Annotated in this window: 24 protein-coding genes; 17 read left to right on the top strand and 7 right to left on the bottom strand. The window is 64.9% G+C overall.

Translation table 11 applies throughout. The annotated features are described in order from the left end of the window. The first annotated feature begins 196 nt into the window (after positions 1-196). Genes ACI48I_RS00235 through ACI48I_RS00245 form a run of 3 tightly spaced genes read left to right on the top strand, consistent with a single transcriptional unit; the run spans position 197 to position 3,142 of the window. Positions 197-1,321 carry a Re/Si-specific NAD(P)(+) transhydrogenase subunit alpha gene (locus tag ACI48I_RS00235; protein WP_498573002.1) on the top strand — a complete coding sequence of 375 codons (1,125 nt, stop codon included), beginning with the start codon at positions 197-199 and terminating at the stop codon, positions 1,319-1,321. A 10-nt stretch (positions 1,322-1,331) separates the two neighbouring features. After that, positions 1,332-1,673 carry an NAD(P) transhydrogenase subunit alpha part 2 gene (locus tag ACI48I_RS00240; RefSeq protein WP_193688097.1) on the top strand — a complete coding sequence of 114 codons (342 nt, stop codon included), beginning with the start codon at positions 1,332-1,334 and terminating at the stop codon, positions 1,671-1,673. Continuing rightward, a complete protein-coding gene (locus ACI48I_RS00245; protein WP_193688098.1) occupies positions 1,670-3,142 on the top strand; it encodes an NAD(P)(+) transhydrogenase (Re/Si-specific) subunit beta in 1,473 nt (490 codons plus the stop codon). Before ACI48I_RS00240 ends, ACI48I_RS00245 begins: the two co-directional genes overlap by 4 nt. Positions 3,143-3,291: 149 nt before the next feature. Here the strand turns inward: ACI48I_RS00245 and ACI48I_RS00250 are convergent, their stop codons facing one another. From ACI48I_RS00250 to ACI48I_RS00265, 4 genes are read right to left on the bottom strand one after another with little or no spacing between them, the layout of a single operon-like run. Continuing rightward, positions 3,292-4,485: an FAD-dependent monooxygenase gene (locus ACI48I_RS00250; RefSeq protein ID WP_498573003.1), complete on the bottom strand. Its 1,194-nt coding sequence runs from the start codon at positions 4,483-4,485 to the stop codon at positions 3,292-3,294. Then, complete coding sequence (gene pepP / locus ACI48I_RS00255) at positions 4,485-5,816, bottom strand: Xaa-Pro aminopeptidase (protein WP_498573004.1); 1,332 nt, start codon at positions 5,814-5,816, stop codon at positions 4,485-4,487. Before pepP ends, ACI48I_RS00250 begins: the two co-directional genes overlap by 1 nt. Further along, positions 5,813-6,532, bottom strand: coding sequence for an N-acetylmuramate alpha-1-phosphate uridylyltransferase MurU (gene murU / locus ACI48I_RS00260; RefSeq protein WP_193688102.1), 720 nt, complete (start codon positions 6,530-6,532; stop codon positions 5,813-5,815). Before murU ends, pepP begins: the two co-directional genes overlap by 4 nt. A 29-nt stretch (positions 6,533-6,561) precedes the next feature. Continuing rightward, complete coding sequence (locus ACI48I_RS00265; RefSeq protein ID WP_498573005.1) at positions 6,562-7,620, bottom strand: aminoglycoside phosphotransferase family protein; 1,059 nt, start codon at positions 7,618-7,620, stop codon at positions 6,562-6,564. 95 nt (positions 7,621-7,715) lie between these two features. Here ACI48I_RS00265 and ACI48I_RS00270 point away from each other — a divergent pair, with 95 nt between their 5' ends. The 5 genes from ACI48I_RS00270 to ACI48I_RS00290 all read left to right on the top strand — a co-directional run bounded on the left by ACI48I_RS00270 (position 7,716) and on the right by ACI48I_RS00290 (position 13,768). Then, entirely contained in the window at positions 7,716-9,941 is a 2,226-nt protein-coding gene (locus tag ACI48I_RS00270) for an LPS-assembly protein LptD (RefSeq protein WP_498573006.1), read from the top strand. Positions 9,942-10,045: 104 nt separating this feature from the next. Then, positions 10,046-11,437, top strand: a complete 1,392-nt coding sequence (locus tag ACI48I_RS00275) for a peptidylprolyl isomerase (protein WP_193688105.1) — start codon at positions 10,046-10,048, stop codon at positions 11,435-11,437. Positions 11,438-11,441: 4 nt separating this feature from the next. Continuing rightward, on the top strand, positions 11,442-12,500 hold the full coding sequence (gene pdxA, locus ACI48I_RS00280) for a 4-hydroxythreonine-4-phosphate dehydrogenase PdxA (RefSeq protein WP_498573007.1): 1,059 nt from the start codon (positions 11,442-11,444) through the stop codon (positions 12,498-12,500). 17 nt (positions 12,501-12,517) lie between these two features. Beyond that, positions 12,518-13,294 (top strand): 16S rRNA (adenine(1518)-N(6)/adenine(1519)-N(6))-dimethyltransferase RsmA, encoded by a 777-nt coding sequence (gene rsmA, locus ACI48I_RS00285; RefSeq protein ID WP_193688106.1) that lies wholly within the window; start codon positions 12,518-12,520, stop codon positions 13,292-13,294. Between the two features lie 282 nt (positions 13,295-13,576). After that, positions 13,577-13,768 carry a hypothetical protein gene (locus tag ACI48I_RS00290; RefSeq protein ID WP_193688107.1) on the top strand — a complete coding sequence of 64 codons (192 nt, stop codon included), beginning with the start codon at positions 13,577-13,579 and terminating at the stop codon, positions 13,766-13,768. Positions 13,769-13,945: 177 nt separating this feature from the next. Here ACI48I_RS00290 and ACI48I_RS00295 read toward each other — a convergent pair whose 3' ends face one another. Beyond that, entirely contained in the window at positions 13,946-14,581 is a 636-nt protein-coding gene (locus ACI48I_RS00295; protein WP_193688108.1) for a hypothetical protein, read from the bottom strand. 21 nt (positions 14,582-14,602) lie between these two features. Beyond that, entirely contained in the window at positions 14,603-15,205 is a 603-nt protein-coding gene (locus tag ACI48I_RS00300) for a hypothetical protein (RefSeq protein WP_498573008.1), read from the bottom strand. Between the two features lie 218 nt (positions 15,206-15,423). Between ACI48I_RS00300 and ACI48I_RS00305 the strand changes: the two genes are divergently transcribed. Both ACI48I_RS00305 and hrcA read left to right on the top strand, forming a co-directional pair. Next, positions 15,424-16,140, top strand: a complete 717-nt coding sequence (locus tag ACI48I_RS00305) for an HAD family hydrolase (protein WP_193688110.1) — start codon at positions 15,424-15,426, stop codon at positions 16,138-16,140. 84 nt (positions 16,141-16,224) lie between these two features. Next, positions 16,225-17,247 carry a heat-inducible transcriptional repressor HrcA gene (gene hrcA / locus ACI48I_RS00310; RefSeq protein ID WP_193688111.1) on the top strand — a complete coding sequence of 341 codons (1,023 nt, stop codon included), beginning with the start codon at positions 16,225-16,227 and terminating at the stop codon, positions 17,245-17,247. Positions 17,248-17,292: 45 nt separating this feature from the next. Here the strand turns inward: hrcA and fur are convergent, their stop codons facing one another. Next, the gene (gene fur, locus ACI48I_RS00315; RefSeq protein WP_193688112.1) at positions 17,293-17,727 is read right to left on the bottom strand and encodes a ferric iron uptake transcriptional regulator; all 435 of its coding nucleotides are present in this window, start codon (positions 17,725-17,727) and stop codon (positions 17,293-17,295) included. A 77-nt stretch (positions 17,728-17,804) separates the two neighbouring features. Between fur and ACI48I_RS00320 the strand changes: the two genes are divergently transcribed. From ACI48I_RS00320 to leuS, 7 genes are all read left to right on the top strand, one after another. After that, positions 17,805-18,452, top strand: coding sequence for an outer membrane protein assembly factor BamE (locus ACI48I_RS00320; RefSeq protein ID WP_193688113.1), 648 nt, complete (start codon positions 17,805-17,807; stop codon positions 18,450-18,452). Positions 18,453-18,459: 7 nt separating this feature from the next. Next, a complete protein-coding gene (gene dapB / locus ACI48I_RS00325; protein WP_193688114.1) occupies positions 18,460-19,269 on the top strand; it encodes a 4-hydroxy-tetrahydrodipicolinate reductase in 810 nt (269 codons plus the stop codon). Between the two features lie 3 nt (positions 19,270-19,272). Further along, a complete protein-coding gene (locus ACI48I_RS00330; protein WP_498573009.1) occupies positions 19,273-19,599 on the top strand; it encodes a barstar family protein in 327 nt (108 codons plus the stop codon). Positions 19,600-19,613: 14 nt separating this feature from the next. Next, entirely contained in the window at positions 19,614-20,231 is a 618-nt protein-coding gene (locus tag ACI48I_RS00335; RefSeq protein WP_498573010.1) for a YdcF family protein, read from the top strand. After that, positions 20,228-20,911: a transglycosylase domain-containing protein gene (locus tag ACI48I_RS00340; protein ID WP_498573011.1), complete on the top strand. Its 684-nt coding sequence runs from the start codon at positions 20,228-20,230 to the stop codon at positions 20,909-20,911. Before ACI48I_RS00335 ends, ACI48I_RS00340 begins: the two co-directional genes overlap by 4 nt. A 136-nt stretch (positions 20,912-21,047) precedes the next feature. Next, entirely contained in the window at positions 21,048-21,818 is a 771-nt protein-coding gene (locus ACI48I_RS00345) for a hypothetical protein (protein ID WP_498573012.1), read from the top strand. 295 nt (positions 21,819-22,113) lie between these two features. Continuing rightward, positions 22,114-24,759: a leucine--tRNA ligase gene (gene leuS / locus ACI48I_RS00350; RefSeq protein WP_193688118.1), complete on the top strand. Its 2,646-nt coding sequence runs from the start codon at positions 22,114-22,116 to the stop codon at positions 24,757-24,759.

Here is a 24,759-nt window from a genome sequence, read left to right on the forward strand (position 1 = left end):
CTTGCAAGTACCTGTGCAGTGCAACAAAAAAGCGGTAATTGCAGCGATTTGCTACAAAAACCGTCATCTTTGTGGCGCCGGTGTCTCGGATTGACCCCTGAAGCATACGGCTGGGGTAGCCGCAGGCATGTAATGACAAAAGGGCCATGTTTACGTGTTAGATTGTGAACAGAACACCAACATGAAGGAGGAATGCATGAGAATCGGCATTCCGGCCGAAACACGGCCGGGCGAGACCCGCGTAGCGGCAACTCCGGAAACTGTCAAGAAACTGGCGGCTAAACACCAGGTCGTGGTGCAGTCCGGCGCCGGCCTGCATGCGGCGGTAACGGATGAGGCCTATGCCGCCGCCGGCGCCACGGTCGGCAGCGCAGACGATGCGTTTGCGGCCGACATGGTCCTGAAAGTACGCGCCCCCAACGAATCCGAGCGTGCCCGCATGCGGCCCGGCACGGTCGTGGTCGGCATGTTGAACCCGTTCGACAGCGAGAACACCGCCGCCATGGCGGCCAGCCGCCTCACCGCCTTCGCGCTGGAAGCGGCGCCGCGCATCACGCGCGCACAGTCGCTGGACGTGCTGTCCTCACAGGCGAACATCGCCGGCTACAAGGCCGTGATGCTCGCCGCCAACACGTATCAACGCTTCATGCCGATGCTGATGACCGCCGCCGGCACCGTCAAAGCGGCGCGCGTGCTGATCATGGGCGTCGGCGTGGCCGGACTGCAGGCGATTGCCACTGCCAAACGCCTGGGCGCCGTGATCGAAGCCTCCGACGTACGCCCGCCCGTGAAAGAACAGGTCGAGTCCCTCGGCGCCAAGTTCATCGACGTGCCTTTTATTACCGACGAGGAGCGCGAGATCGCGCAGGGCGTGGGCGGCTATGCGCGTCCGATGCCGGCCGACTGGATGCGCAGGCAAGCGGAACTGGTGCATGAACGGGCCAAACTGGCCGACATCATCATCACCACCGCCCTGATCCCGGGGCGGGCGGCGCCTGTACTCATCAAGGAAGAAACGGTCGCCGCCATGAAGCCCGGCTCCGTGATCGTCGACATGGCGATCGAGCAGGGCGGGAATTGCCCGCTCACGGAACTGGGCAAGACCGTGGTCAAGCATGGCGTCTACATCATTGGCGAGCCGAACCTGGCCGCGCTGGTCGCAGCCGACGCGTCGGCCCTGTACGCGCGCAACGTGCTCGATTTTCTGAAACTCGTCTTCGACAAGGAGGACAAGTTCTTCATCGACCACGAGGACGAGATCGTGCGCGCGACGCTGCTCTGCCACGAGGGTGCGAATCTTCGTGAATCGCTGCGCAAATAAGGAGACGGACATGGACATCAGCCACACCATCATCAACCTGATCATCTTCGTGCTGGCGATCTACGTCGGCTACCACGTCGTCTGGACCGTCACGCCGGCCCTGCACACGCCGCTGATGGCGGTCACCAACGCCATTTCCGCCATCATCATCGTCGGCGCCATGCTCGCTGCCGGCCTGACCGAAGGGGTACTCGGACAGAGCATGGGCACGGTCGCCGTGGCGCTGGCGGCCGTCAACGTCTTCGGCGGCTTCCTCGTCACCCAGCGCATGCTGGAGATGTTCAAGAAGAAGGAACCGAAACGCTCCGCCGATGCGGCCGCGCCGAAGACGGCAACGAAGGAGGCGGCATGAACTACATCAGCATGAATGTGGTCACGCTGCTCTATCTGGTGGCCTCGGTCTGCTTCATCCAGGCCTTGAAAGGGCTGTCCTCGCCTTCGTCGGCGCGCATGGGGAATACCTTCGGCATGGCCGGCATGGCCATCGCCGCGGTCACGACGGTTGCCCTGATTTTTAAATTGCAGGCGGAGTTCGCGGCCTCGGCCAACGGCGCGCGCGGCGGCATGGGGTTTACGCTGGTGCTGCTGGGCGTAGTGGTGGGCGGCGCGATCGGCGCCTATGCCGCAAAAAAGGTCGAGATGACCAAGATGCCGGAACTGGTCGCGGCCATGCACTCGCTGATCGGCCTTGCTGCCGTGTGCATCGCGATCGCCGCCGTGTCGGAGCCCTGGGCGTTCAATATTGCCACGCGCGGTAGCGCGCTGCCCTTCGGGAACCGGCTCGAACTGTTCATCGGCACCTTCGTCGGCGCCGTCACCTTCTCGGGTTCCGTGATCGCCTTCGGCAAACTGTCGGGCAAGTATAAATTCCGCCTGTTCCAGGGCGCGCCGGTACGCTTCGGCGGACAGCACATCCTGAACCTCGTCATCGCGATCGCCATCATCGCGCTGGGCTTGCTGTTCTGCTTCTCCGACGCGGTGGAACCGGCCTGGACGCCGTTCGCCATCATGGCGGCATTGTCGTTCGTGCTGGGCGTGTTGATCATCATCCCGATCGGCGGCGCCGACATGCCGGTGGTGGTGTCGATGCTGAACTCGTACTCGGGCTGGGCGGCGGCCGGCATCGGCTTCTCGCTGAACAACTCGATGCTGATCATCGCCGGCTCGCTGGTGGGTTCGTCGGGCGCCATCCTCTCGTACATCATGTGCAAGGCGATGAACCGCTCCTTCTTCAACGTGATCCTGGGCGGCTTCGGCGGAGAAGCGACGACGGCTGCGGCCGGCGCGCAGGAGCAGCGCCCGGTGAAGTCGGGTTCGGCCGAAGATGCGGCGTTCATCCTGCAAAACGCCGAATCGGTGATCATCGTTCCCGGCTACGGCCTGGCCGTGGCACGCGCCCAGCATTCGGTGAAAGAGCTGGTCGATAAACTGACGGAGCACGGCGTGAACGTGCGCTACGCGATCCACCCGGTGGCCGGGCGCATGCCGGGCCACATGAACGTGCTGCTGGCCGAAGCCGAGGTGCCCTACGACCAGGTAGCCGAGATGGAAGACATCAACGGCGAATTCGGCCAGACCGACGTCGTGCTGGTGCTGGGTGCGAACGACGTGGTGAACCCGGCGGCCAAGGATCCGAAGTCGCCGATTGCCGGCATGCCGATCCTGGAAGCGTATAAGGCGAAAAGCATCATCGTCAATAAACGCTCGATGGCCTCGGGGTATGCGGGGCTGGACAACGACCTGTTCTACATGCCGAACACGATGATGGTCTTCGGGGACGCGAAGAAGGTGATCGAGTCGATGGTGAAGGCGGTGGAGTAGGGAAGATTCACCACCGGCCGTTGCGTAACGTAGGGTGGGCACTCGTGCCCACGCGGTGCAATGCCTCCCGATCGAAATGCGGTTTCGACGGTCACATGCCGCACCGCGTGGGCTCAAGAGCCCACCCTACCTTACGCTGCGGCCGCGGGTCAGGTTTGCCGATGCGGCAGCAGCGCCGACCCGCCGCGCCGGCCGTACATCATCAATTCCCCCAGCAGCGTGCGCGCCGGCTGCACCACATCCAGCGCCGCCAATCCCAGCCCGAGCACCGATTGCAGCGGCCCGCTGCCGACAAAGGCGCGCGCCATCGCGTCGGTCAAGGCAATCGTCAGCTTGCGGTCCTGGGCGCGCTCGTCGAGGAAGCGCCCGATCCCTTCCGGCCCCGGGCAGCGCGCCAGCAGTCTCGCCAGCACGGCCGCATCGCGCAAGCCCAGGTTCAGCCCCTGGCCTGCCACCGGGTGCAGGGTCTGCGCCGCGTTACCGATGGCGACCGTGCGCGTGGTGGCGCGGGCGTCGGCGTTCAGGCCGAGCGGGTAGGAAAAGCGTGGAGACACTTTGGTAAAGCGCCCCAGGCGGCCGCCGAAGGCTTCGCCCAGTTCGTGTAAAAACCGTTCTTCTTCCATCGCCTGCAGCGCTTCGGCGCGTTCGGGCTGCACGCACCAGACCAGCGCATACTGAAAGCCGTCGGCGCCTTCCTGCGGCAGCAACGCCAGCGGGCCTGCATCGGTAAAACGCTCGAAAGCGCGGTGCGCGATCGGACTGCTCGCCGACACGCGTGCGATCACGGCGCTCTGGCCGTAGTCGCGCGTTTGTCCCTTGTCCTCCTGCTGGCCGAACACGCCGCCTTCGGCGCCGACCACGACCTGTGCGGTGACGGTGCGGCCGTCGTCCAGCGACAGGGCGACGTGCTCCGCCGTTTCGTCGAGCGCGGCCACGCGCGCCGGGCGGATCACCTGCACGCCGGCGCGGTCGACCGCGCGCGCCAGCGCATCGACGACCTCGCCGTAGCGCGTGACATAACCGAGCGCCTCCAGTTTGTGCTCGCTGCGGTCGAGCAGGCTGCGGCCCAGCTGGCCGCGGCGCGAGACGTGGATGGTATGGATCGGCGTGGACGGGAAGGGCCAGGCCTTGACTTCCTCGAGCAGCTGGCGGCTGCCCCAGGCCAGCGCGATCGAGCGCGGGTCCGAGATCGCCTGGCCCAGCGCGCGCGCGTCGATCAGGGCGATCCGCGATCCCGCGACGCCGCGCTGCACCAGCAAGGCCGCAAGCGCCAGTCCCACCGGACCGGCGCCGCAGATCGCGACGTCGACATTGTCGATGTGCTGCTCATTGCGCTCTTCCATTATCGCTCCGCCATCAGGGTTTCGATCTCGCGTACCGTCTTCGGCGCCGAACCGGACAGCACCCGCGCACCGGCTTCGCCGACGATGACGTCGTCCTCGATCCGGATGCCGATGTTCCAGAAGTGTTCCGGCACGCCCGGCGCCGGACGCACGTAGATGCCCGGTTCCACGGTCAGCGCCATGCCCGGCACCAGGGGCCGCGAAGGCTTGCCCTCGATGCCCAGGTCGCGGTAGCTGCCGGTGTCGTGCACGTCCAGTCCGAGCCAGTGGCCGGTGCCGTGCATGTAGAAAGGAGTATAGGCGCGCTCGGCCAGCACGTTGTCGACGCTGCCGTATTTCGCCTTGTCGAGCAGGCCGACGTCGAGCATGCCTTCTGCCAGCACCTTCAATGCCGCCTCGTGCACGTCGCTGTAGGGACGGCCCGGCACGATGGCACGCAGCGCTGCACCCTGGGCCCGCAGCACCAGTTCATATAATACTTTTTGCGCGTCGCTGAAGCGGCCGTTCACCGGGAAGGTGCGCGTGATGTCGGCCGCATAGCTGTCGAATTCGCAGCCGGCGTCGATCAGGACCAGGTCGCCGTCCAGCATCTGCGCATTGTTGGCGCTGTAGTGCAGGACGCAGGCCTTATCTCCGCTGGCGACGATCGGCGTATAGGCCGGGAACTGGGCGCCATTCCTGCGAAATTCGTAGAGCAGTTCGGCCTCGAGCTCGTATTCGAACATGCCGGGGCGTGCCGCGCGCATGGCGCGCAGGTGGGCGGCGCCGGAAATCGTGGCCGCGCGCAGCATCAGCGCCTGCTCGCTCTCGTCTTTTACAAGACGCATCTCGTCGAGCAGCGCCAGCAGGTGGTGGGTGCGTGCCGGCGCGGCCACGCCCGCGCGCGACTGGGCGCGCACCGCCTTCAGCCATCCCGCCACCTGGGCATCCAGGGAGGGATTGTGGGCGAGGGCGTAGTACAGGGCCGGAACGTCGGCCAGCAGGCGCGCCATCTGCGCATCGAGTTCGCCGATCGGGTAGGCCTCGTCGAAGCCGAAGGTTTCACGCGCGGCGGACGGGCCATATCTGAAACCGTCCCAGATCTCGCGCTCGACGTTTTTCTCGCGGCAGAACAGGATCGAACGTGCCGGCGTAGCGCCCGAAGCGGCCACCATGACCAATACGCTTTCCGGTTCCGTAAAACCGGTCAGATAATAAAAATAGCTGTCGTGGCGGTAGGGGTAGTCGCTGTCGCTGTTTCTCGCCACCTCGGGCGCGGTGGCCAGCACCGCCAGCGCGCCCGGTTCCATGCTCGCCGCCAGGCGTGCGCGGCGGGCGGCAAACGGGCTCACGCGCCGGCCCTCTTCGCCATCGGCGCGTTCAGTTCCTCCAGCTGTTCGACGGTCCCGACATTGACCCAGGGACCGTGATAGATCTCGCCGCCCACGCGTTTCTGTTCGATGAACTTGCGCATCAGGGGACCGAATTTCAGGAATTCGCCAGCCTTGATACCGTCGAACATGTCAGGGCGGTAGACCCCGATGCCCGCAAAATTCCACTTCGGGTCGCCGTCATTGGCCAGCGTGTACATGTCGAGAGCAAAGTCGCCGGTCGGGTTGTGCCACGGGTTCGGCGTCAGGTACAGCCAGGCGATATCGCGTTGGTCGAACGGGATCGGTTGGCCGACCGCGTCGTTGTCGGGCAGGGCCTCGAGCGCCTGCGAAAAATCGAAGTAGGGCGCGTAGATGTCGCCCGACACGGCGAGGAAAGGTTCGTCGCCCAGCAGGTGCAGGGCGTTGGCGATGCCGCCCGCCGTTTCCAGCGGCGTCGGCTCGTGCGAATAGACGATGCGCGCGCCATATCGGCTGCCGTCGCCGAGTTCTTCCTCGATCATGTGGCCGAGATGCGAATGGTTGATGACAATGTCGACCAGGCCTGCGCGCACCAGATTCAGCACGTGCCAGGTGATGAGGGGACGGCCGCGCACTTTCAACAGCGGTTTGGGGCAGGTGTCCGTCAATGGACGCATGCGCTCGCCGCGGCCGGCGGCGAAAATCATGGCTTTCATGGGCTTCCCGGAAAATAAACTGAGTGAGCTCAGAAGGTGTAGCCGACCTGCGGCGCCTTGTCCTCGAACGCGTCGAGCAGACGGATCAGCGGCTTGAGTTCGGTGTAGCGGTTGGCGGTCTTGCGCACGTAGTCCATCACGGTCGGCAAGTCGCCCATGTAGATCGCCTTGCCGTCGCGGTAGTTCAGGCGGCAGAAGATGCCGAGGATTTTCAGGTGGCGCTGCAGGGCCATGAATTCGAAGTCGCGGTAGAAGGCGTCGATGTCCGGATTGACCGGCAGGCCGACCTGCTTGGCGCTTTGCCAGTAGCGCACGACCCAGTCCAGCACGATTTCTTCGTCCCACTGGATGTAGGCATCGCGCAGCAGCGAGCCGAGGTCGTAGGTGACCGGGCCGTAGACGGCGTCCTGGAAGTCGAGCACGCCCGGGTTGCCCTGGTCCAGGAACATCAGGTTACGCGAGTGGAAATCGCGGTGCATGAACACCTGTTGCTGGGCCAGCACGTTGGCGGTAATCGCCTCGAACACTTTATCCAATTGGGCCTGCTGGGCCTCGGTGAGGGTCACGCCCAGGTGGCGGCCCAGGTACCACTCCGGGAACAGGTTCATCTCGCGCAGCACGAAGGCGCGGTCGAACTCGGGCAGCACGCCCGGCTGGCTGTGCAACTGGAACTTGATCAGGGCGTCGACCGCGTCCGAATACATGAAGGCGGCGTTGTCGGAATCGAGGCGGGCCAGGTAGGTGGTGGTGCCGAGGTCGGACAGCAGCAGGAAGCCGCGCTCGACGTCGCGCGCGACGATGGCCGGCACCGTGACGCCGGCCTCGGCCAGCAGTCCCTGCACATGGATGAAGGCGGGCACGTTTTCGCGCTCGGGCGGCGCGTCCATCGCGATCAGGGTGTCGCCGAGTTTGCCGCGTAGCGCCGGCGCCACATCGAGGCGGAAATAGCGGCGAAAGCTGGCGTCCGACGAGGCCGGGCGGCGCGAACCGACTTCCACCAGGTCAAGCGAGCTCAGCCATTCGGTAAGGAGCGCGAGGCGCGCGTCCTGCTCGGCGGAAGTGGGGGAGTTTTGATACAAAGAAGACATGGAACGTCCAGCGGAAACCGGTTGAGGGGGACAATTCCCATATAATAAGGGATTCAATCCAAAAAATCGCCCTTTATGGTGCTGCCACAGATTCCATGAGCTGGTTTACGGCCCTACCATTCCCGCGGCGGCGGGCAGTTGCCCTGTCCGCCCTCGTCACCGTGGCCTCGGGGCCCTTGCACGCGCAAGTCGCGCCGCCCGCGCCCCATCCCGACGAACAAGACCTTCCCGTTACCGTTCAGGCCGAGGAAATCGGCGGCCGTCCGGACCGCGAAATCAACCTCAATCGCAACGTCGAGATCACGCGCGGCCAGACCAGACTGACGGCCGACACTGCCTGCTATCGGCTGGTCGAGGACGAAGTCACGGCCGAAGGTAAAGTCAACATGTGGCGTTTCGGCGACCGCTACCAGGGCGACGCCCTGCAGCTGAATATGTCGACCGGGCGCGGCTGGGTGCTCCATCCCCAGTACAAGCTGCAGGTGAACAATGCGCAAGGTCACGCCGACCGCATCGACTTCCTGGGCGAAGACCAGGCCCTGGTCGCGGACGGCACCTACAGCACCTGCGAAGGACCCGATCCGGACTGGTACCTGAAGGCGAGCACGCTGCGCCTCGATTCGGGGCGCGACGTCGGCACCGCGGGCAAGACCATCATCTATTTCAAGGACGTGCCGATCCTGGGCACGCCGGCGATGTCGTTCTCGCTCTCGGGCGCGCGCCGTTCGGGCTGGTTGCCGCCTTCGGTCGGCTTCGGCTCGAAGGGCAAGTTCGAGTTCATGGTGCCGTATTACTTCAATATCGCGCCGAACCGCGATTTGACGGTGTTCCCGCGCGTCATGTCCGACCGCGGCCTGCAGCTGGGCGCCACCGCCCGCTACCTCGGCCAGACGGAGCGCGGGCCGTACGCCGGCGAGACCCATGTCGAAGGCCTGCTCAACGACCGGATCACGAAGACCAACCGCTGGCTGGTCAACTCGACCCATAACCAGACGCTGGCGCCGGGCTGGACCTACGGCTGGAACCTGCACGGTGCGTCGGACGACGAATACCCGAGCGATTTCTCGCGCAACGTCGCGGCCAGCGCCGAACGCCAGCTGGTGCGCGAGCTGTACACCGGCTACGGCACCCAGTACTGGAGCCTGACCGCACGCGCCCAGAACGTACAAGTGCTGCAGGAGCCGGCGGCGGTGGCCAATCCGGCGCTGGCGATCCCGCGTCCGTATGACCGCCTGCCGCAGATTAATTTTCACACCGGCCGTTACGATGTGAAAGGTTTCGACTGGGCGATCGACGCCGAAGCGACGCGCTTTTCGCATCCCACCTTCGACACCGGCAACCGCCTGCTGGCGGTGTCCCAGGTCAGCTATCCGTTTATCCGCCCGGGCTACTACATCACGCCGAAGGTGATGCTGCACGCGACCAAGTACAGCATGGAAACCAATGCCCGGGGCGCGACCAGCCTGTCGCGCGCGCTGCCGATCTTCTCGGTCGACAGCGGCATGGTGTTCGAGCGCGATGCCAAGCTGTTCGGCAGCGCCGTGACCCAGACCCTGGAGCCGCGCCTGTTCTATGTGCGCACCCCGTACAAGAACCAGGACGAGTTCCCGATCTTCGACACCAACGAGGCCGGCTTCAGCTACGCCCAGCTGTTCAGCGAGAACCGCTTTGTCGGCGGCGACCGCGTTTCGGATGCGAACCAGCTCACGGCCGCCGTGGTGTCGCGCTTCATCGAGGCCGACGGCGCCGAGCGCCTGCGCATGGCGGTGGGCCAGCGGTTTTACTTTACCGAGCCGCGCGTGCAGATGCCGGGCCGCACCCAGGACCGGCAAGGCCGCTCCGACCTGCTGCTGGCGGCGTCGGGCCGCATTGTCAATAACTGGAACTTCGACAGCAGCGTACAATACGATGCGACCAGCACCAGCCTGTATAGCCAGAACCATGGCGTGCGCTGGACGCCGGGTCCGATGAAGGTGCTCAATGCCGAATACCGCTACGTGCGCGACAGCTTCCGCAATGCCGACGTGTCGGCCCAGTGGCCGCTCTCGAAGCGCTGGTATGGCGTCGGCCGCGTCAGCTATTCGCTGCGCGACCGCAAGGTGATCGAGAGCCTGGTCGGACTCGAGTACAAGGCCGATTGCTGGATCTTCCGCATGGGCGCGCAGCGCTTCGTGACGGCAGCCCAGGCGACCTCGACGCCGATTTTCTTCCAGCTCGAGCTCAGCGGCCTGTCGCGACTCGGTTTTGGTACCCCGCTCGAGTCGTTTACGAGGAGTATTCCCGGCTATACGCGGCTGAACAGCAACGTCGGCCGACCATAATAGGGTATCCCAATGAGGTATCCTTCTTGGTGGCGCCCCCGCAGGCGCGCCTCCAAGATCCGAACCACGGATGATTTTTGACCTGAATGAGTGCTTCCCAGACTATGCGTACTACCCGTTTGCATCACCTTAAGCTCGCAGCAACGCTGCTGTGCGCGCTCACGGCCAACGCCGCCCTGGCACAGGGTGCCAAGCCCGCGCCTGCAGCGGCGCAAACCACTGCCCCCGGCAGCGGTTTCCTGCCGCCCGCATCGAGCAGCGCCAATGTCATCGATTCGATCCGGGTCGTCGTCAACGACGAGGTCATCACCCGCAACGAAGTGCGCGACCGCGTCGGCCAGATCGTGCAGCGCCTGCGTTCCCAGAATGCCCAGCTCCCGCCGCAGGCCGACCTCGAGCGCCAGGTGATCGAAGCGATGGTCGTCGAGCGCGCCCAGCTGCAGCTGGCCAAGGAGATGGGCGTGCGCGTCGACGACCGCACGCTCGACGCCGCGATCGGCCGCATCGCCGAAGGCCAGAAGATGACAGTGCAGCAGATGCGCAACCAGATGGAAAAGGAAGGCCTGACCTTCGCTGCCTTCCGCGAAGAAATCCGCGGCGAGATCATGCTGCAGCGCCTGCGCGAGCACGAAGTCGACAGCAAGATCCAGGTCTCCGATGCCGAGGTCGACACCTACCTCGCCGCCGAAAAAGCCGCCGCCGCCGACCGTGTCGAAATGGACATCGCCCAGATCCTGGTCGGCATCCCGGCCAACGCCACGCCCGAGCAGATCGCCGCCCGCCGCGCCCGCGCCGACGAAGTCATGCGCCAGCTGCGTACCGGTGCCGACTTCGCCAAGATGGCCGCCACCTATTCGGACGCGCCGGACGCATTGAAGGGCGGCGCCATCGGCTGGCGCGACCCGGACCGCCTGCCGGAACTGATTTCCGAGCCGCTGCGCAAGCTGAGCCCGGGCCAGGTCACGCCTGTCATCAAGAGCAATACCGGTTTCCACATCATCAAGCTGATCGACAAGCGCAACCAGCAAACGGCGCCGGAACAGGCCGCCGTGGTCCAGCAGACCCGCGCGCGCCATATCCTGATCAAGGCCACGCCGGCCATGCCGGCCGCGCAGGTGAAAGCCAAGCTGGCCGAGCTGCGCGCCAAAATCGTCAACAAGAGCGCCACCTTCGAGGACCTGGCGCGCCAGAACGGCCAGGACGGTTCGGCCGCCAAGGGCGGCGACCTGGGCTGGCTGCAGCCGGGCGACGTGGTACCGGAATTCGAGACCGCGATGAATGCGCTGAAGCCGGGCGAACTGTCCGACGTGGTCGAGACGCCGTTCGGCTTCCACCTGATCGAGGTCCTCGAGCGCAAGAGCGAAGACCAGGGCAAGGAACGCGAGCGCCTGCGCGCACGCCAGGTGATCCGCGAGCGCAAACTCGGTGAAGCCGCCGAGGACTGGGCGCGCGAAGTGCGCGACCGTGCCTACGTCGAGTACCGCGAAGAGGCATAAGGCCGTGGGTAACACCGTGGCCGCGCCGCAGGCAGTGCGCCCGACCCTGGCAATCACCGTCGGCGAGCCGGCCGGCATCGGGCCCGAGATCGCGATCCGGGCCGCCTGGGCGCTACGCGACCAGGCCAATTGCGTGCTGGTGGGCGATGCCGCCTTCCTCGCGCTCACCGCCAGCCTGATCGACCCGGCCATTCGCCTCGCCGCGCTGTCGACCCAGGCCTTGCGCAACGGCGGCCTGCCGCATTTCGGCCGTGATCGCATCGCCGTGGTCGACGTACCGCTGGCGGCCCATGTCGTGCCGGGCGTGCTGGACGCGGAAAACGGCCGCGCCGTGCTCGCCACGCTGGACCTCGCGCTCGAGGGAATACAAGCCGGCTGGTTCGAGGCCATCGTCACCGCGCCGCTACAGAAAAGCACCATCAACCAGGTCGGCGTCGCCTTTTCCGGGCATACCGAATACCTGGCCGAAAAAACGAACACGCCGCAGGTCGTCATGATGCTGGCCGGGCAGCCGGCCGGCAGTGAACCCTATCTGCGCGTGGCGCTGGCCACTACCCACCTGCCGCTGCGTGCCGTGGCGGACGCGATCACGCAGGACGGCCTGGGCCGCGTCCTCGACATCCTGCACGCCGACCTGCGCGCCAAATTCGGCATCGCTTCCCCCCGCATCCTGGTCACCGGCCTGAATCCCCACGCCGGAGAAAACGGCTACCTGGGGCGCGAGGAAATCGAGGTCATCGAACCCGCGCTGGCGCAGGCGCAGGCGCGGGGCATCGATGCGCGCGGACCGTATCCGGCCGATACCCTGTTCCAGCCGAAATACCTGAGCGAGGCCGACTGCGTGCTCGCCATGTACCACGACCAGGGTTTACCCGTGCTCAAGCACGCCACCTTCGGGCGCGGCATCAACGTCACGCTCGGCCTGCCCCTGATCCGCACCTCGGTCGACCACGGCACCGCGCTCGACCTGGCCGCCCAGGGCCTGGGCCTGGCCGACTGCGGCAGCATGGAAGAGGCGATCCGCGCCGCCATGGCGATGGTAATCGCAAGCCGCGCACATTAAATCAAACGAAAGCACGAATGAAACACGTAGCACGCAAGCGCTTCGGCCAGAATTTTTTGACCGACAAGCTGGTCCTGAACAGCATCATCGAAGCCATCGATCCGCGCCGCGGCGAGGCGATGGTCGAGATCGGGCCGGGCCTGGCGGCGATGACGGCGCTGCTGATCAAGCAACTCGACCACATGCATGTGGTCGAGCTCGACCGCGACCTGGTGGCGCGCCTGGAAAAGGCGTTTCCGCCCGAGAAGCTGACCATCCACTCGGGCGACGCCCTGAAATTCGATTACGCGTCCATTCCCGTGCCGGAAGGGCAGAAGCTGCGCATCGTCGGCAACCTGCCATACAACATCTCGAGCCCGCTGCTGTTCCACCTGGCCGAGTTCGCGCACCTGGTCGAGGACCAGCACTTCATGCTGCAAAAGGAAGTGGTCGAGCGCATGGTGGCCGAGCCCGGCACCAAGGCATATGGCCGGCTGTCGGTGATGCTGCAGTGGAGATATGACATGTCGCTGCTGTTCATCGTCCCGCCGACCGCCTTCGATCCGCCGCCGCAGGTCGAGTCGGCCATCGTGCGCATGGTGCCGACCCGTCGCAAGCTCGCCGTCGACGGCCCGACTCTGGAGGCGGTGGTGCAGAAGGCCTTCTCGCAGCGTCGCAAGGTGATTCGCAACTGCGTGGCCGGCATGTTCACCGAAGCGCAACTGGTGGAAGCCGGGATCGATCCGGGCGTGCGGCCGGAAAACGTCAGCCTGGAGCAGTACGTGGCGCTGGCGAATATCTTAAAGCCGGTGTAGGGTGGGCATGCCCACGCGGTGATACGTGGCGGCAAGATCGCCGAGCACGATAACGGAGCCCGCTCGTATCACCGCGTGGGCTCGAGAGCCCACCCTACGGTGCACCGCCGTCTCGACCTCATCCTTCTGCACCGCACAATCGGCTTTTTGCGCGCTTCATCGCGCGCTTTCCGCGTTTCGTCGCACGCCGATGGAAGCGCAAAGGGCCGCTTGCTAATCTACTCCCATCGAAAGCCCGAACGCAGACGCAAACGGGCCACCAACCACCGAAGGGAGCCTGAAATGAACGTCCTCAAACACATGGAATCGCTGTTCCTGGTCGCCGCACTCGCCGTCGTCGGCACCACCTACGCCAGCGCCCAAAGCTACAAGGCGCAAGTGCGCGCCGACTCGATGGTCTCGGTCGGCAGCGAGAAAGTGGCCGTCGTCAAGGTCAGCGGCAAGCGCCTGCCGGCTGCCACCAAGTTCGGCTGAGCCGGCCCCACGAAAACGCGGGCAAAAAAAAGCCCGCCGTTGCGGGCGGGCTAAATCCAATTCTTTTCTGAGGAGAGTTGGAGGAGACAGGTGCAATTATGCTGCACCACAACATATACGTCTAATTTTCTTTCAGAATGATCGACATAGGTGTTGTGAATGTCTCCTTCAGCTTGCTCAGCTCGGGTTGTTGACGCAATTGACCGTAATCGTGTCGACTGCGTTGTCACCCATGGTGCCGGCGCCGTTGGTGACGGTGCAGGTCTGGGTAGCAGGCTGCTTGTACACGGTGACGCCATAGGTCTGGCCAAAGGTCACGACGGCTGGAAACACGAACTTCGTCGGATACGTTCCGTCGGTACCCTTGGCTATCGTCACCGAACCGCCGGTGCTGCCGTTAATCAATTGCAAGCCATCGCTCGCCAGGCCGGTGATCGTTCCGCCGATCGTATTCGCCACCAGCGAGCAGCTGATCACGGCGTTGATCGTCGTCAGGCGACCGGCCGTATCGGCGGTGCCGCCGGCCGGCGTGCAGGTCTGGTGCGCGGGGTTCGTTTTCACGGTGACGCTGTACGCTTTGCCGTAGTCGACCTCGCCCGGGAAGCTGTAGTTGACGTTCTTGACGTTATTGCCGGCATCCAGGCCCGCCGGCTTGACCGCCAGGTCGTTCGTCAGGTTGTTCTGAAGGACGAGACCGTCGTACTGCAGGCCGATGACCGTTCCATCTATCGTATAGCTCGAGGTGCCGCCGCCGCAGGCCGCAAGGCCGGCTGCCAGTGTCAGCGCGCACAGCGCCAGGATCGATTTCTTCAAAATACTCTCCACAGGATGTGATTAAGGCGCGGTGCAGGTGACGTCGACGGTCGCGCCGGCGGTGGTCATCGTGCCGGAGCCGTTCGCGATGGTGCAGGTCTGGCCTTCCGATTTCAGCACGGCCAGGCCGTACACGGCGTCTTCGGCAATCTCCGTCATCTGGACGGTCGCATCGGTCGGCGCAACCACCTTGCGGTCCGCGCCATTGACGAGTTCCAGGGTGCCCGGGTGCGGGCCGGTGATGCGGGCCGTCAGCGGATAGGTCTGCAGGGTGCAGACGATGCGCACGGTCGAGACGTTGAAGACCGCCTTGCCGGTACCGGTCCCCTGGACCACCTTGCAGCCATCGGTGCCGCCCGGCGTCGACGGCTTCGTATTCGGGGGCGAGGCGACGACCTTCACGTTGTACGTGGAATCGGTTTCGACCAGCTCCTTGAACACGAAACTGGTCGCGCCGGCAGGAACTTCCAGGCGCGGACCGTCGTTGTTCGTCAGAAGCAGACCCGCCTTGGTGTTGCCAACGACGCTGCCGCCGACATACAGATTGCCGCTGCTGCCACCGCAGGCGGACAGGCTCAGCGCGCAGGCCAGCGCAAGGCCGGCACGCAGGGGGGAACGAATCATAATTTCTCCAAAAAAGGGGAGGGACAAGGCGCGCAACCCGAGGCACCCAGTCGCATGGCAGAAGTTTGCCCATCATTTTAGTGCATTTGACAAGCCTCGGGCTCATTCGGCTTCGTATCAAGCTGTAACAGCACGCTGCAAGGGTGGGCGCACCGGCGGCGCGTTTGCATTTCGCCGCTGGCCTCGCTATGCTTGGCCTCCATACACGACCGCCGCCGATGAAGCCTTCCTACCGCCGCCCCTGGCCCAAAGCCATCCTGTTCGACCTCGACGATACGCTGTGGCCGATCGCCCCCGTCATCGTGCAGGCCGAGCAGACCCTGTTCGCGTGGCTGGCCAGCAACGCGCCGCGCGTGGCCGAACGGTTTACCATCGACAGCCTGCGCCAGGCCCGGCTCGAACTGCTGGCGCGCCGCCCCGAATTCCAGCTCGACCTGGGCGCGCTGCGGCGCGCCGGCCTGATTGCCGCCTTCGAACAGGCCGGCGAGGATGCCGACAAGGTCGAGCTGGCGATGACCGAATTCTTCGCTGCCCGCAACGCCGTGATTCCCTACGACGACGTGCTGCCCGGCCTGCTGCGCCTGAAGGGGCGCGTCCTGATCGGGTCGGTCACGAACGGCAATGCCGACCTGCAGACGATCGGCTTGAGCCACCATTTCCACGCCTCGGTCTCGGCGCCCGGTTTCGGCCGCGCCAAGCCCGATGCGGCGATCTTCCATGCCGCCTGCGAAGCGCTCGGGGTGGCGCCGCAGGACGCCGTGCACGTCGGCGACGATTTGTTACTCGACGTGCAGGGCGCGCAGCGCGCCGGGCTGCGCGCGGTCTGGATGAACCGCACCGCCAGCCGCAGGCACCTGGAAGAGGGCGTGCAGCCCGATGCCATCGTGTCGAACATGGATGGCCTCATCGACTGGCTGAAACGCGAGCACAGTTAGCGCCAGGCGGCGCGCTGAGTTCCCACACCGCAGGCTGCAAGGTGCATAATAGCCGTGCAACCATTCTGCGCGCCACCACTCCCCATGCAACTTGAACCCCGAGCCCAAACCCTGCTGAAAGCCCTCGTCGAGCGCTACATTGCCGACGGCCAGCCGGTCGGGTCGCGTGCGCTCTCGAAAATTTCCGGCCTCGACCTGTCGCCGGCCACGATCCGCAACATCATGGCCGACCTCGAGGAGATGGGCTATGTCGCCAGCCCCCACACCTCGGCCGGCCGGGTGCCGACGCCGCGCGGCTACCGCCTGTTCGTCGACACCCTGCTGACGGTGCAGCACCTGGACGGCCAGCACGGCGTCGACGCCGAGCGCATGCGCTTGTCCGTCCAGCAGCCGCAAAAGATCATCGCCAACGCGGCGCAGATGCTGTCCTCGCTGACGCAGTTCGCCGGCGTCGTCCAGAGCCCGCGCCGCGAGTCGGTGTTCCAGCAGATCGAATTTTTGCGCCTGTCCGAAAAGCGCATCCTGCTCGTGATCGTCGATCCGCGCGGCGACGTCCAGAACCGCCTGCTGCTCACCGAAGTCGACTACACGCCGGCGCAGCTGATCCAGTCGGCCAATTACCTGAACCAGAACTTCGCCGGCCTCACCTTCGACGAAGTACGCCTGCGCCTGACGGGCGAATTGCGCCGGCTGCAGGAAGACATCGGCGGCCTGATGCAGACGGCAGTGGAGGCGGGCAGCGAGGCGATGGCCGAGGGCAGCGAAGAGATGGTGATCTCGGGCGAGCGCAATTTGCTGTCGGTCTCCGACCTCTCTTCGAACATGAGCTCCCTGCGCCAGATGTTCGAGATGTTCGAGCAGAAGACCGGCCTGATGCAATTGCTCGACATGTCGAGCAAGGCGGGCGGCGTGCAGATTTTTATCGGCGGCGAATCGAAGCTGGTGCCGATGGACGAGATGAGCGTGGTCACCGCGCCGTATGAGGTGAACGGCAAGATCGTCGGCACGCTCGGCGTCATCGGCCCGACGCGGATGGCGTATGAGCGCGTGATTCCGATTGTCGACATCACGGCGAAACTGCTGTCGAATGCCTTGAGCAGCTCATGAAAAACGGCGCCATCGGCGCCGTTGTTCATTGCGGTTCGGCCGCGCTCAGCTGCCGCCGCGGTGCGGGCAGGCCGGCTTGATGCAATTGCCGTAGATCGCCAGCGCGTGCTCGGCGATTTTGAAACCGCGCTCGCTGGCGATCTTGTTCTGGCGCGATTCGATTTCTTCGTCGAAGAATTCCTCCACATGGCCGCAATCGAGGCAGACCAGGTGGTCGTGGTGCGAACCGGCATTCAGTTCGTAGATCGCCTTGCCGGTTTCGAAGTGATTGCGGTTGAGCAGGCCGGCCTGCTCGAACTGGGTCAGCACGCGGTAGACGGTTGCCAGGCCCACGTCCATGTTCTCGGCCAGCAGGATTTTATAGACGTCTTCCGCCGTCAGGTGCCGCACTTCACTGTTCTGGAAAATTTCCAGGATTTTCAGGCGCGGCAAAGTGGCCTTCAGGCCGCTCGCCTTCAGGTCGGTGGGACTGTTACTCATGTTTGTTACTCGTAGATAGGCGGAGTGCTTTATGATATAGCGTTTTGGAAGCTCCCGCTTACGTTTTGAGGTTACTTATGCGCGTCTTTGATGCCGTTGTTTATCGTGTAGTGCATCGTTCCCATGCCCGGGCTGCGCTTGCCGCCGGCCTTGCCTGTACGCTGGTCCTGTCCGGCTGCGCCTCGTGGCGCAACCAGACCAAGCCGGCCGCGCCGGTGAACACCTCCCCGGCTGCCATGGCCTCCGATGCCGGCAAATCGGCTTCGCTGGCGAATGCCGGTGCGCAAACGACCGAAGGCACGCGGCTGCAGAAATTCCTGTGGATCTTCTCGCCTTACCGCCCGGACATCCAGCAAGGCAACTTCGTCTCGCAGGAAATGCTGGACCAGCTGAAAGTGGGCCAGACCCGCGAGCAGGTGCGCTTCCTGCTCGGCACGCCCCTGTTGATGGACATGTTCCATGCCGACCGCTGGGACTATCCGTTTTATCTCGCACGCGGCAACGGCGAGCTGACCACCAGCCGCGTCACCGTGTATTTCAAGGGTGACGTGGTCGAACGTTTCGAGGGCGGCAACCTGCCGACCGAGCGCGAATACATCGACCGCATCGCCGGCCCGGCCAAGAACGTCGTCAAGGAAGCGAAAAAAGCGGAAAATGCCGCCGCCTCCCGTCCGGTCGCGCCAGCAACGAACGCCACGCCCGCCACTTCCACGACCACACCGTAAGACAGCCATGACGCAACTGAAAATCGCGGTCGCCGGCGCCAGTGGGCGCATGGGCCGCATGCTGATCGAGGCGATCGCCGCCGCTCCCGACACCGTCCTCGCCGGCGCCCTCGACGTCGCGGGTTCTCCCTTCATCGGCCATGACGCCGGCGCCTTCTCGGGCCAGCTGACCGGCGTCGTGATCGAGTCCGACCTGGCGCGCGCGCTGGCCGATGCGGACTGCCTGATCGATTTCACGCGTCCCGAAGGCACGCTCGGGCACCTGGCCTTCTGCGCCGCGAACAATGTAAAAATCGTGATCGGCACCACCGGCTTCGACGAGGCCGGGAAGGCCGCGATCGCCGCCGCCGCCGAAAAAATCGCCGTCGTCTTCGCGCCGAACATGAGCGTGGGCGTGAACGTGACCCTGAAACTGCTGGAGCTGGCCGCCAAAAGTTTTAACGAAGGCTACGACATCGAGATCATCGAGGCGCACCACCGCCACAAGGTCGACGCGCCGTCCGGCACCGCCCTGAAAATGGGAGAAGTGATCGCCGATGCCCTCGGGCGTGACCTGAAGGAATGCGCGGTGTACGGGCGCGAAGGCGTGACCGGCGAGCGCGATCCGTCGACGATCGGCTTTGCCACCGTGCGCGGCGGCGACATTGTCGGCGACCATACGGTGTTGTTCGCGGGCACCGGCGAGCGCATCGAGATCACCCATAAATCGAGCAGCCGCGTGACCTATGCCCATGGCGCCCTGCGCGGCGCGCGCTTCATCGCCGACAAGGCGAACGGGCTGTACGACATGCAGGACGTCTTGTCCCTGAAAGGGTAAGCCATGGCAGTGGCAGAACTGAACGGCGCCGCAATCGTCAACGAAGCGACTTTCCTGGCCGAGAGCCGGCGCGCGTTCGACTTTCATACGGCGACCGGCGACACCATCGACACCTGGGTCGATTGCCTGAGCTACCTGCGCGACGACGAGAACATGACCAAGTTCCGCCTGCAGCCGGACGAGGTGCTCGAAATCGTCATCACCGACAGCGGCGCCCTGCGTTCGCGCCTGCCGGACCTGATCGACGAGATCGTGTTCTGCGTCGGCGGCATCAACGAGCGCTACGAGGACTACGGCGAGAAGCCGGCGCTCGAACTGGTACTTCGTTAGCAGTCCGCCCCGGCGTGGCGTCTCCCTCCGACCTGACCGCGGCCGACCTGCAGTCGATCGCCCGCTATGTCATGCCGATCCTGCCGCTGCGGCCGGCGAAGCTCGGCTTCCTGTTCGGCACGCGCCACGGCGTCGAGGCCTTCTGCCGCGAGACCTACCTACTCTGGCAGCGCGGGATGTTCGAGCGGCTGCTGGTCTCGGGCGGCGCCACGGCGGGACAGGAAACGCCGGAAGCGCTGGTCATCGGCGCACGGCTGGTCGAACTGGGCATGCCGGCCTCGATCCTGATCCTCGAATGCGCAGCGACCAACACCGGCGAGAACGTGATCCTCGGCCGGCGCAAGGCCGCTGAAACGATCGACCTGGCACGGGTCGACAGCCTGCTCGTGATCGGCAAGGTGTGCGCGATGCGGCGCTACCTGATGACGCTGGCGCGCCACTGGCCGGGCGTATCCGTCTCCGCCTGCGCCATCAATTATTTTGGCCTGCCGGCCGAACGCTGGCACGAGCACGCCGAATTCCGCGCCCGCGTGCTGGCCGAATTCCACAAGATCCCGGCTTACCTCGAGCAGGATTTTTTGCGCGAACTGGACGGGCATCCGCCTTACCCCGTGCTGGGCGCCGGCGCATGAGGCGCCTCGCCAGGGCGCTGCTGGCGCTCGCCGCACTGCTGCTGGTCTACCTTGCCATCGTCGCCTGGTGGGCGGCGGCCTCGGTCGACACGCTGCTGGCGCATCAATCCGCCAACACGGCGCCGCAGCTGTCGCAAAGCCAGCTCGCCATCCTGCTGCGGATCGAGGACCCGACCTTCTTTTCCCACCGCGGCCTGAGCCTGGCCGACGGCCAGGGCGTGGCGACCATCTCGTCCGCCGTCGCACGCGACCTGTTTTTATATGGCCCACCGCTCGACGGTCCGAAAGGCGTGCTGCAACGCGTCTACCGCGCCGTGTTCGACTGTTGCCGCAAGGTCGACCTCGGCCGCGACACGATGGCGCTGGTGCTCGACGCCAGCGCCTCCAAAGCGCGCCAGCTCGACCTGTATGCCGGCGGCGTCTACATGGGGCGGCATGAGGGGCGCCAGCTGCGCGGCCTGGAGCAGGGCGCGCAAGCGTATATCGGCAAGCCGCTGGCCGCGCTCGACGACGACGAGATGGCGCGCCTGGTTGCCCTGATCAAGGCGCCGAACGAACTCCATCCGCTGCGCAACCGCCAGGCCTACGAACGCCGCCTGGCGCGGGTAAAAGCAGTGCTGGCAGGGCGCTGCAAGCCGGACGGCTGGCTCGACACCAACTACGCGCATTGCGCCCCCTGAGCGGCGCCATTGCGGCATCCAAGCAACAGCTATATATTTCTTTGTAGAAATAATAATTGGCCTGTGAGAAACTCTCGATCATCAGGCCGCATCGTCTTTTCCGGGTAGCGGCACCGTCCATTTTCGGGAGGGCAGCATGTTCATCGTCTGGGGAAAGAAACCCGTTTATCGCAGGCTCGGCTATGTTGCCCACTTCTGTCCGATCTGCCGCGGACCGAAGCCGTTCGAGATCCGGCGCGTCGGCTCGGCCGGCCACCTGTATTACGTCAGCTTCGGTTCCGGCGAACTGGTCGGTTACGAGCGCACCTGCCAGGAATGCGGCACGGCGCTGCAGGCGGAACCAGCCGACCACGCGGCGATCGCGCAGCGCCTGGCGCCGCTGCCCGAGCTGATCCGCGCAACCTTCCCCCAGCTCGAGCAGGTGTTCGCGGCCAGGCTGGCGCTCGAGGAGCAGGTGCGCTTCAACCCGGCAGCGCTGTCGGCGGACGACCGCCAGGCGCTGATCCGCGGCCCCTTCCTCCTGATGTCCGCCAAGGTGGACCAGCGCTTCGCCCGCACCCATATGGACATCGGCATCGGCCTGGCCATTGCGGGCGCCATCGCCCTGACGCTTTTCGGGCCGGGGCTGGTCCAGCTGATCGCGCCGTCGACGGACGGCGGCAACCTGGCCCTGTCCTGCCTCGCCGTCGGCCTGGCTGCCATCGTCTGGCAGGCGGTCGCCTCGCGCCCGCGCTTCGTGCGCCGCGCCGTGCTGCCGGTACTGGCCCGGGCCCTGCGGCCCCTGAAACCGACGCAGCACGAGCTCGAAGCCATCGTCGCCGAGCTTGGCCAGCTCAAGCACAAGATGGCCAAGCGCATCGATGTCGCGGAGCTGCAGGCGCAGCTCGGGCCCAGGGCAGGGGCTTGACGAACATTGGTCCGCTGCCTCGTCCGTAGGGTGGGCACCCCGTGCCCACGCGGATTCGACATGCCGGCAACAGGCAGGCAACAGCCCGATGGGTGCGTGCATGCGATTTCAGGCGCACAGGGGCTATTGCCTGTGCTTCAAGCGGTTGACGTGATCCGCGTGGGCACGGAGTGCCCACCCTACGAATGAGGCCGCAGACGCGCTCATCGCGCCATCCCGCGCTGCTTCGCCGCAGTGCAAGATGAAACAGTATAATGTTCTGCTCCACCCTCTCCAATTCCGTCCGCAGAACATCATGCAAGATAAATATAGTCCCGCCGAAGTTGAACAGGCCGCGCAGGCGTACTGGAAGTCGATCGATGCCTATAAGGCCGTCGAGAACGACCCACGTTTCCCGAAAGGCAAGTACTACGCCTGTTCGATGCTGCCTTACCCATCCGGCAAGCTGCACATGGGCCATGTGCGCAACTATACGATCAACGACGTGATGTACCGCTACCTGCGGATGAACGGCTACAACGTGCTGATGCCGATGGGTTGGGATGCCTTCGGCATGCCGGCCGAGAACGCGGCGATGGCGAACAATGTGCCGCCGGCCGAGTGGACCTATTCGAACATCGCGCACATGCGCGGGCAGATGGAATCGATGGGCCTGGCCATCGACTGGTCGCGCGAGATGACCGCCTGCAAACCCGAGTACTACAAGTGGAACCAGTGGATGTTCCTCAAAATGCTCGAAAAGGGGATCATCTACCAGAAGACCGGTACCGTGAACTGGGACCCGGTCGACCAGACCGTGCTCGCCAACGAGCAGGTCGTCGACGGCAAGGGCTGGCGTTCGGGCGCGCCGATCGAAAAGCGCGAAATCCCGATGTACTACGTGCGCATCACCGATTACGCCGACGAGCTGCTCGACTTCGTCGACAACAAGCTGCCGGGCTGGCCGGAGCGCGTGCGCACCATGCAGACCAACTGGATCGGCAAGTCGGTCGGCGTGCGCTTCGCCTTCCCGCACGTGATCATGGACGACGCCGGCGAACTGATCAACGAAGGTAAACTCTACGTCTTCACGACCCGCGCCGACACCATCATGGGCGTGACCTTCTGCGCCGTGGCGCCGGAGCACGCACTGGCCCAGCACGCGGCAAGGAACAATCCGGAGCTGGCCGCCTTCATCGCCGAATGCAAGCTCGGTTCCGTGATCGAAGCCGACATGGCGACGATGGAAAAGAAGGGCATGCCGACGGGTCTCTTCGTCACCCACCCGGTCTCGGGCGAGCAGGTGCCGGTCTGGGTCGGCAACTACGTCCTGATCACCTACGGCGACGGCGCCGTGATGGGCGTGCCGGGCCACGACGAGCGCGATTTCGAATTCGCCAAAAAATACGATTTACCGATCAAGCAGGTGGTCGAAGTCGAAGGCCAGGAATATTCGCTGGATGCATGGCAGGAGTGGTACGGCGACAAGGAACACGGCCGTACCATCAACTCGGGCAAATATGACGGCCTCGATTACACGGCGGCCGTGAATGCGGTGTCGGGCGACCTCGCCGCCCAGGGGCTGGGCGACAAGAAGGTCACCTTCCGCCTGCGCGACTGGGGCATCTCGCGCCAGCGCTACTGGGGCACGCCGATCCCGATGATCCACTGCCTTGAGTGCGGCACGGTGCCGGTGCCGGAAGCCGACCTGCCGGTCGTGCTGCCCGAGCACCTGGTCCCGGACGGCACCGGCAACCCGCTGAACAAGGACGAAGCCTTCCTCGCCTGCTCCTGCCCGAAATGCGGCAAGCCGGCGCGCCGCGAGACCGACACGATGGACACCTTCATCGATTCGTCCTGGTACTACATGCGCTATACCTCGCCGGGCTCGAACGATGCCATGGTCGACGCCCGCAACGATTACTGGATGCCGATGGACCAGTACATCGGCGGCATCGAGCACGCCGTCATGCACCTGCTGTACGCGCGCTTCTGGACCAAGGTCATGCGCGACTTCGGCCTGGTGAAATTCGACGAACCCTTCGTCAACCTGCTCACCCAGGGCATGGTCCTGAACGAGACCTATTATCGCGAAGACGCCTCGGGCAAGAAGACCTGGTACAACCCGGCCGACGTCGAACTGACCTTTGACGACAAGGGCCGTCCGCAGAACGCGGTGCTGAAGGCCGACGGCCAGCCGGTCACCATCGGCGGCACCGAGAAGATGTCGAAGTCGAAGAACAACGGCATCGACCCGCAGGCGCAGATCGAGCAGTACGGCGCCGACACCGCGCGCCTGTTCACGATGTTCGCCTCGCCGCCTGAGCAGACCCTGGAGTGGTCGAACAGCGGCGTCGAAGGCGCCAGCCGCTTCCTGCGCCGCGTCTGGGCCTATGGCTACGCACAGCGCGAGCGCATTGCCGCCGCGCTGGCCGCGGGCGAATCGACTGCGGGCTTCGACGATGCCCAGAAGACCCTGCGCCGCGAAGTGCACAAGGTCCTGCAGCAGGCCGACTACGATTTGAAGCGCATCCAGTACAACACGGTCGTCTCGGCCTGCATGAAGATGCTCAACACCCTGGAGTCGGCAAAGCTGGCCGACGGTGCGGCATCCGACGCGGTCATTGCCGAAGGCTTCTCGATCTTCCTGCGTTTGCTGAACCCGGTCGCGCCGCATATCACCCACGCGCTGTGGCAGGACCTGGGTTATGCCGGCGTCCATGGCGACATCCTGAACGTGCAGTGGCCGCAAGTCGACGCGCAAGCGCTCGAGCAATCCGAGATCGAGATGATGATCCAGGTGAACGGCAAGCTGCGCGGCTCGGTGAAGGTGGCCAAGGACGCCGACAAGGCGGCGATCGAAGCGGCGGCACTCAGCTCCGAGGCGGTCCAGAAGTTCATCGAAGGCACGCCGAAGAAGGTCATCGTCGTGCCCGGCAAACTCGTCAACATCGTGGTCTAA

It is taken from the genome of Massilia sp. LXY-5 (assembly GCF_059801075.1).

Excerpts from the sequence above, each read along its gene's own strand:
- ACI48I_RS00240 (WP_193688097.1), top strand. The coding sequence starts at position 1,332 with ATGGACATCAGCCACACCATCATCAACCTGATCATCTTCGTGCTGGCG.
- ACI48I_RS00235 (WP_498573002.1), top strand. The coding sequence starts at position 197 with ATGAGAATCGGCATTCCGGCCGAAACACGGCCGGGCGAGACCCGCGTA.
- ACI48I_RS00320 (WP_193688113.1), top strand. The coding sequence starts at position 17,805 with ATGCGCGTCTTTGATGCCGTTGTTTATCGTGTAGTGCATCGTTCCCAT.
- ACI48I_RS00300 (WP_498573008.1), bottom strand. The coding sequence starts at position 15,205 with ATGATTCGTTCCCCCCTGCGTGCCGGCCTTGCGCTGGCCTGCGCGCTG.
- ACI48I_RS00245 (WP_193688098.1), top strand. The coding sequence starts at position 1,670 with ATGAACTACATCAGCATGAATGTGGTCACGCTGCTCTATCTGGTGGCC.
- ACI48I_RS00305 (WP_193688110.1), top strand. The coding sequence starts at position 15,424 with ATGAAGCCTTCCTACCGCCGCCCCTGGCCCAAAGCCATCCTGTTCGAC.
- ACI48I_RS00270 (WP_498573006.1), top strand. The coding sequence starts at position 7,716 with ATGAGCTGGTTTACGGCCCTACCATTCCCGCGGCGGCGGGCAGTTGCC.
- ACI48I_RS00330 (WP_498573009.1), top strand. The coding sequence starts at position 19,273 with ATGGCAGTGGCAGAACTGAACGGCGCCGCAATCGTCAACGAAGCGACT.
- ACI48I_RS00290 (WP_193688107.1), top strand. The coding sequence starts at position 13,577 with ATGAACGTCCTCAAACACATGGAATCGCTGTTCCTGGTCGCCGCACTC.
- ACI48I_RS00250 (WP_498573003.1), bottom strand. The coding sequence starts at position 4,485 with ATGGAAGAGCGCAATGAGCAGCACATCGACAATGTCGACGTCGCGATC.
- dapB (WP_193688114.1), top strand. The coding sequence starts at position 18,460 with ATGACGCAACTGAAAATCGCGGTCGCCGGCGCCAGTGGGCGCATGGGC.
- ACI48I_RS00345 (WP_498573012.1), top strand. The coding sequence starts at position 21,048 with ATGTTCATCGTCTGGGGAAAGAAACCCGTTTATCGCAGGCTCGGCTAT.
- ACI48I_RS00340 (WP_498573011.1), top strand. The coding sequence starts at position 20,228 with ATGAGGCGCCTCGCCAGGGCGCTGCTGGCGCTCGCCGCACTGCTGCTG.
- murU (WP_193688102.1), bottom strand. The coding sequence starts at position 6,532 with ATGAAAGCCATGATTTTCGCCGCCGGCCGCGGCGAGCGCATGCGTCCA.
- rsmA (WP_193688106.1), top strand. The coding sequence starts at position 12,518 with ATGAAACACGTAGCACGCAAGCGCTTCGGCCAGAATTTTTTGACCGAC.
- ACI48I_RS00265 (WP_498573005.1), bottom strand. The coding sequence starts at position 7,620 with ATGTCTTCTTTGTATCAAAACTCCCCCACTTCCGCCGAGCAGGACGCG.
- hrcA (WP_193688111.1), top strand. The coding sequence starts at position 16,225 with ATGCAACTTGAACCCCGAGCCCAAACCCTGCTGAAAGCCCTCGTCGAG.
- fur (WP_193688112.1), bottom strand. The coding sequence starts at position 17,727 with ATGAGTAACAGTCCCACCGACCTGAAGGCGAGCGGCCTGAAGGCCACT.
- leuS (WP_193688118.1), top strand. The coding sequence starts at position 22,114 with ATGCAAGATAAATATAGTCCCGCCGAAGTTGAACAGGCCGCGCAGGCG.
- ACI48I_RS00275 (WP_193688105.1), top strand. The coding sequence starts at position 10,046 with ATGCGTACTACCCGTTTGCATCACCTTAAGCTCGCAGCAACGCTGCTG.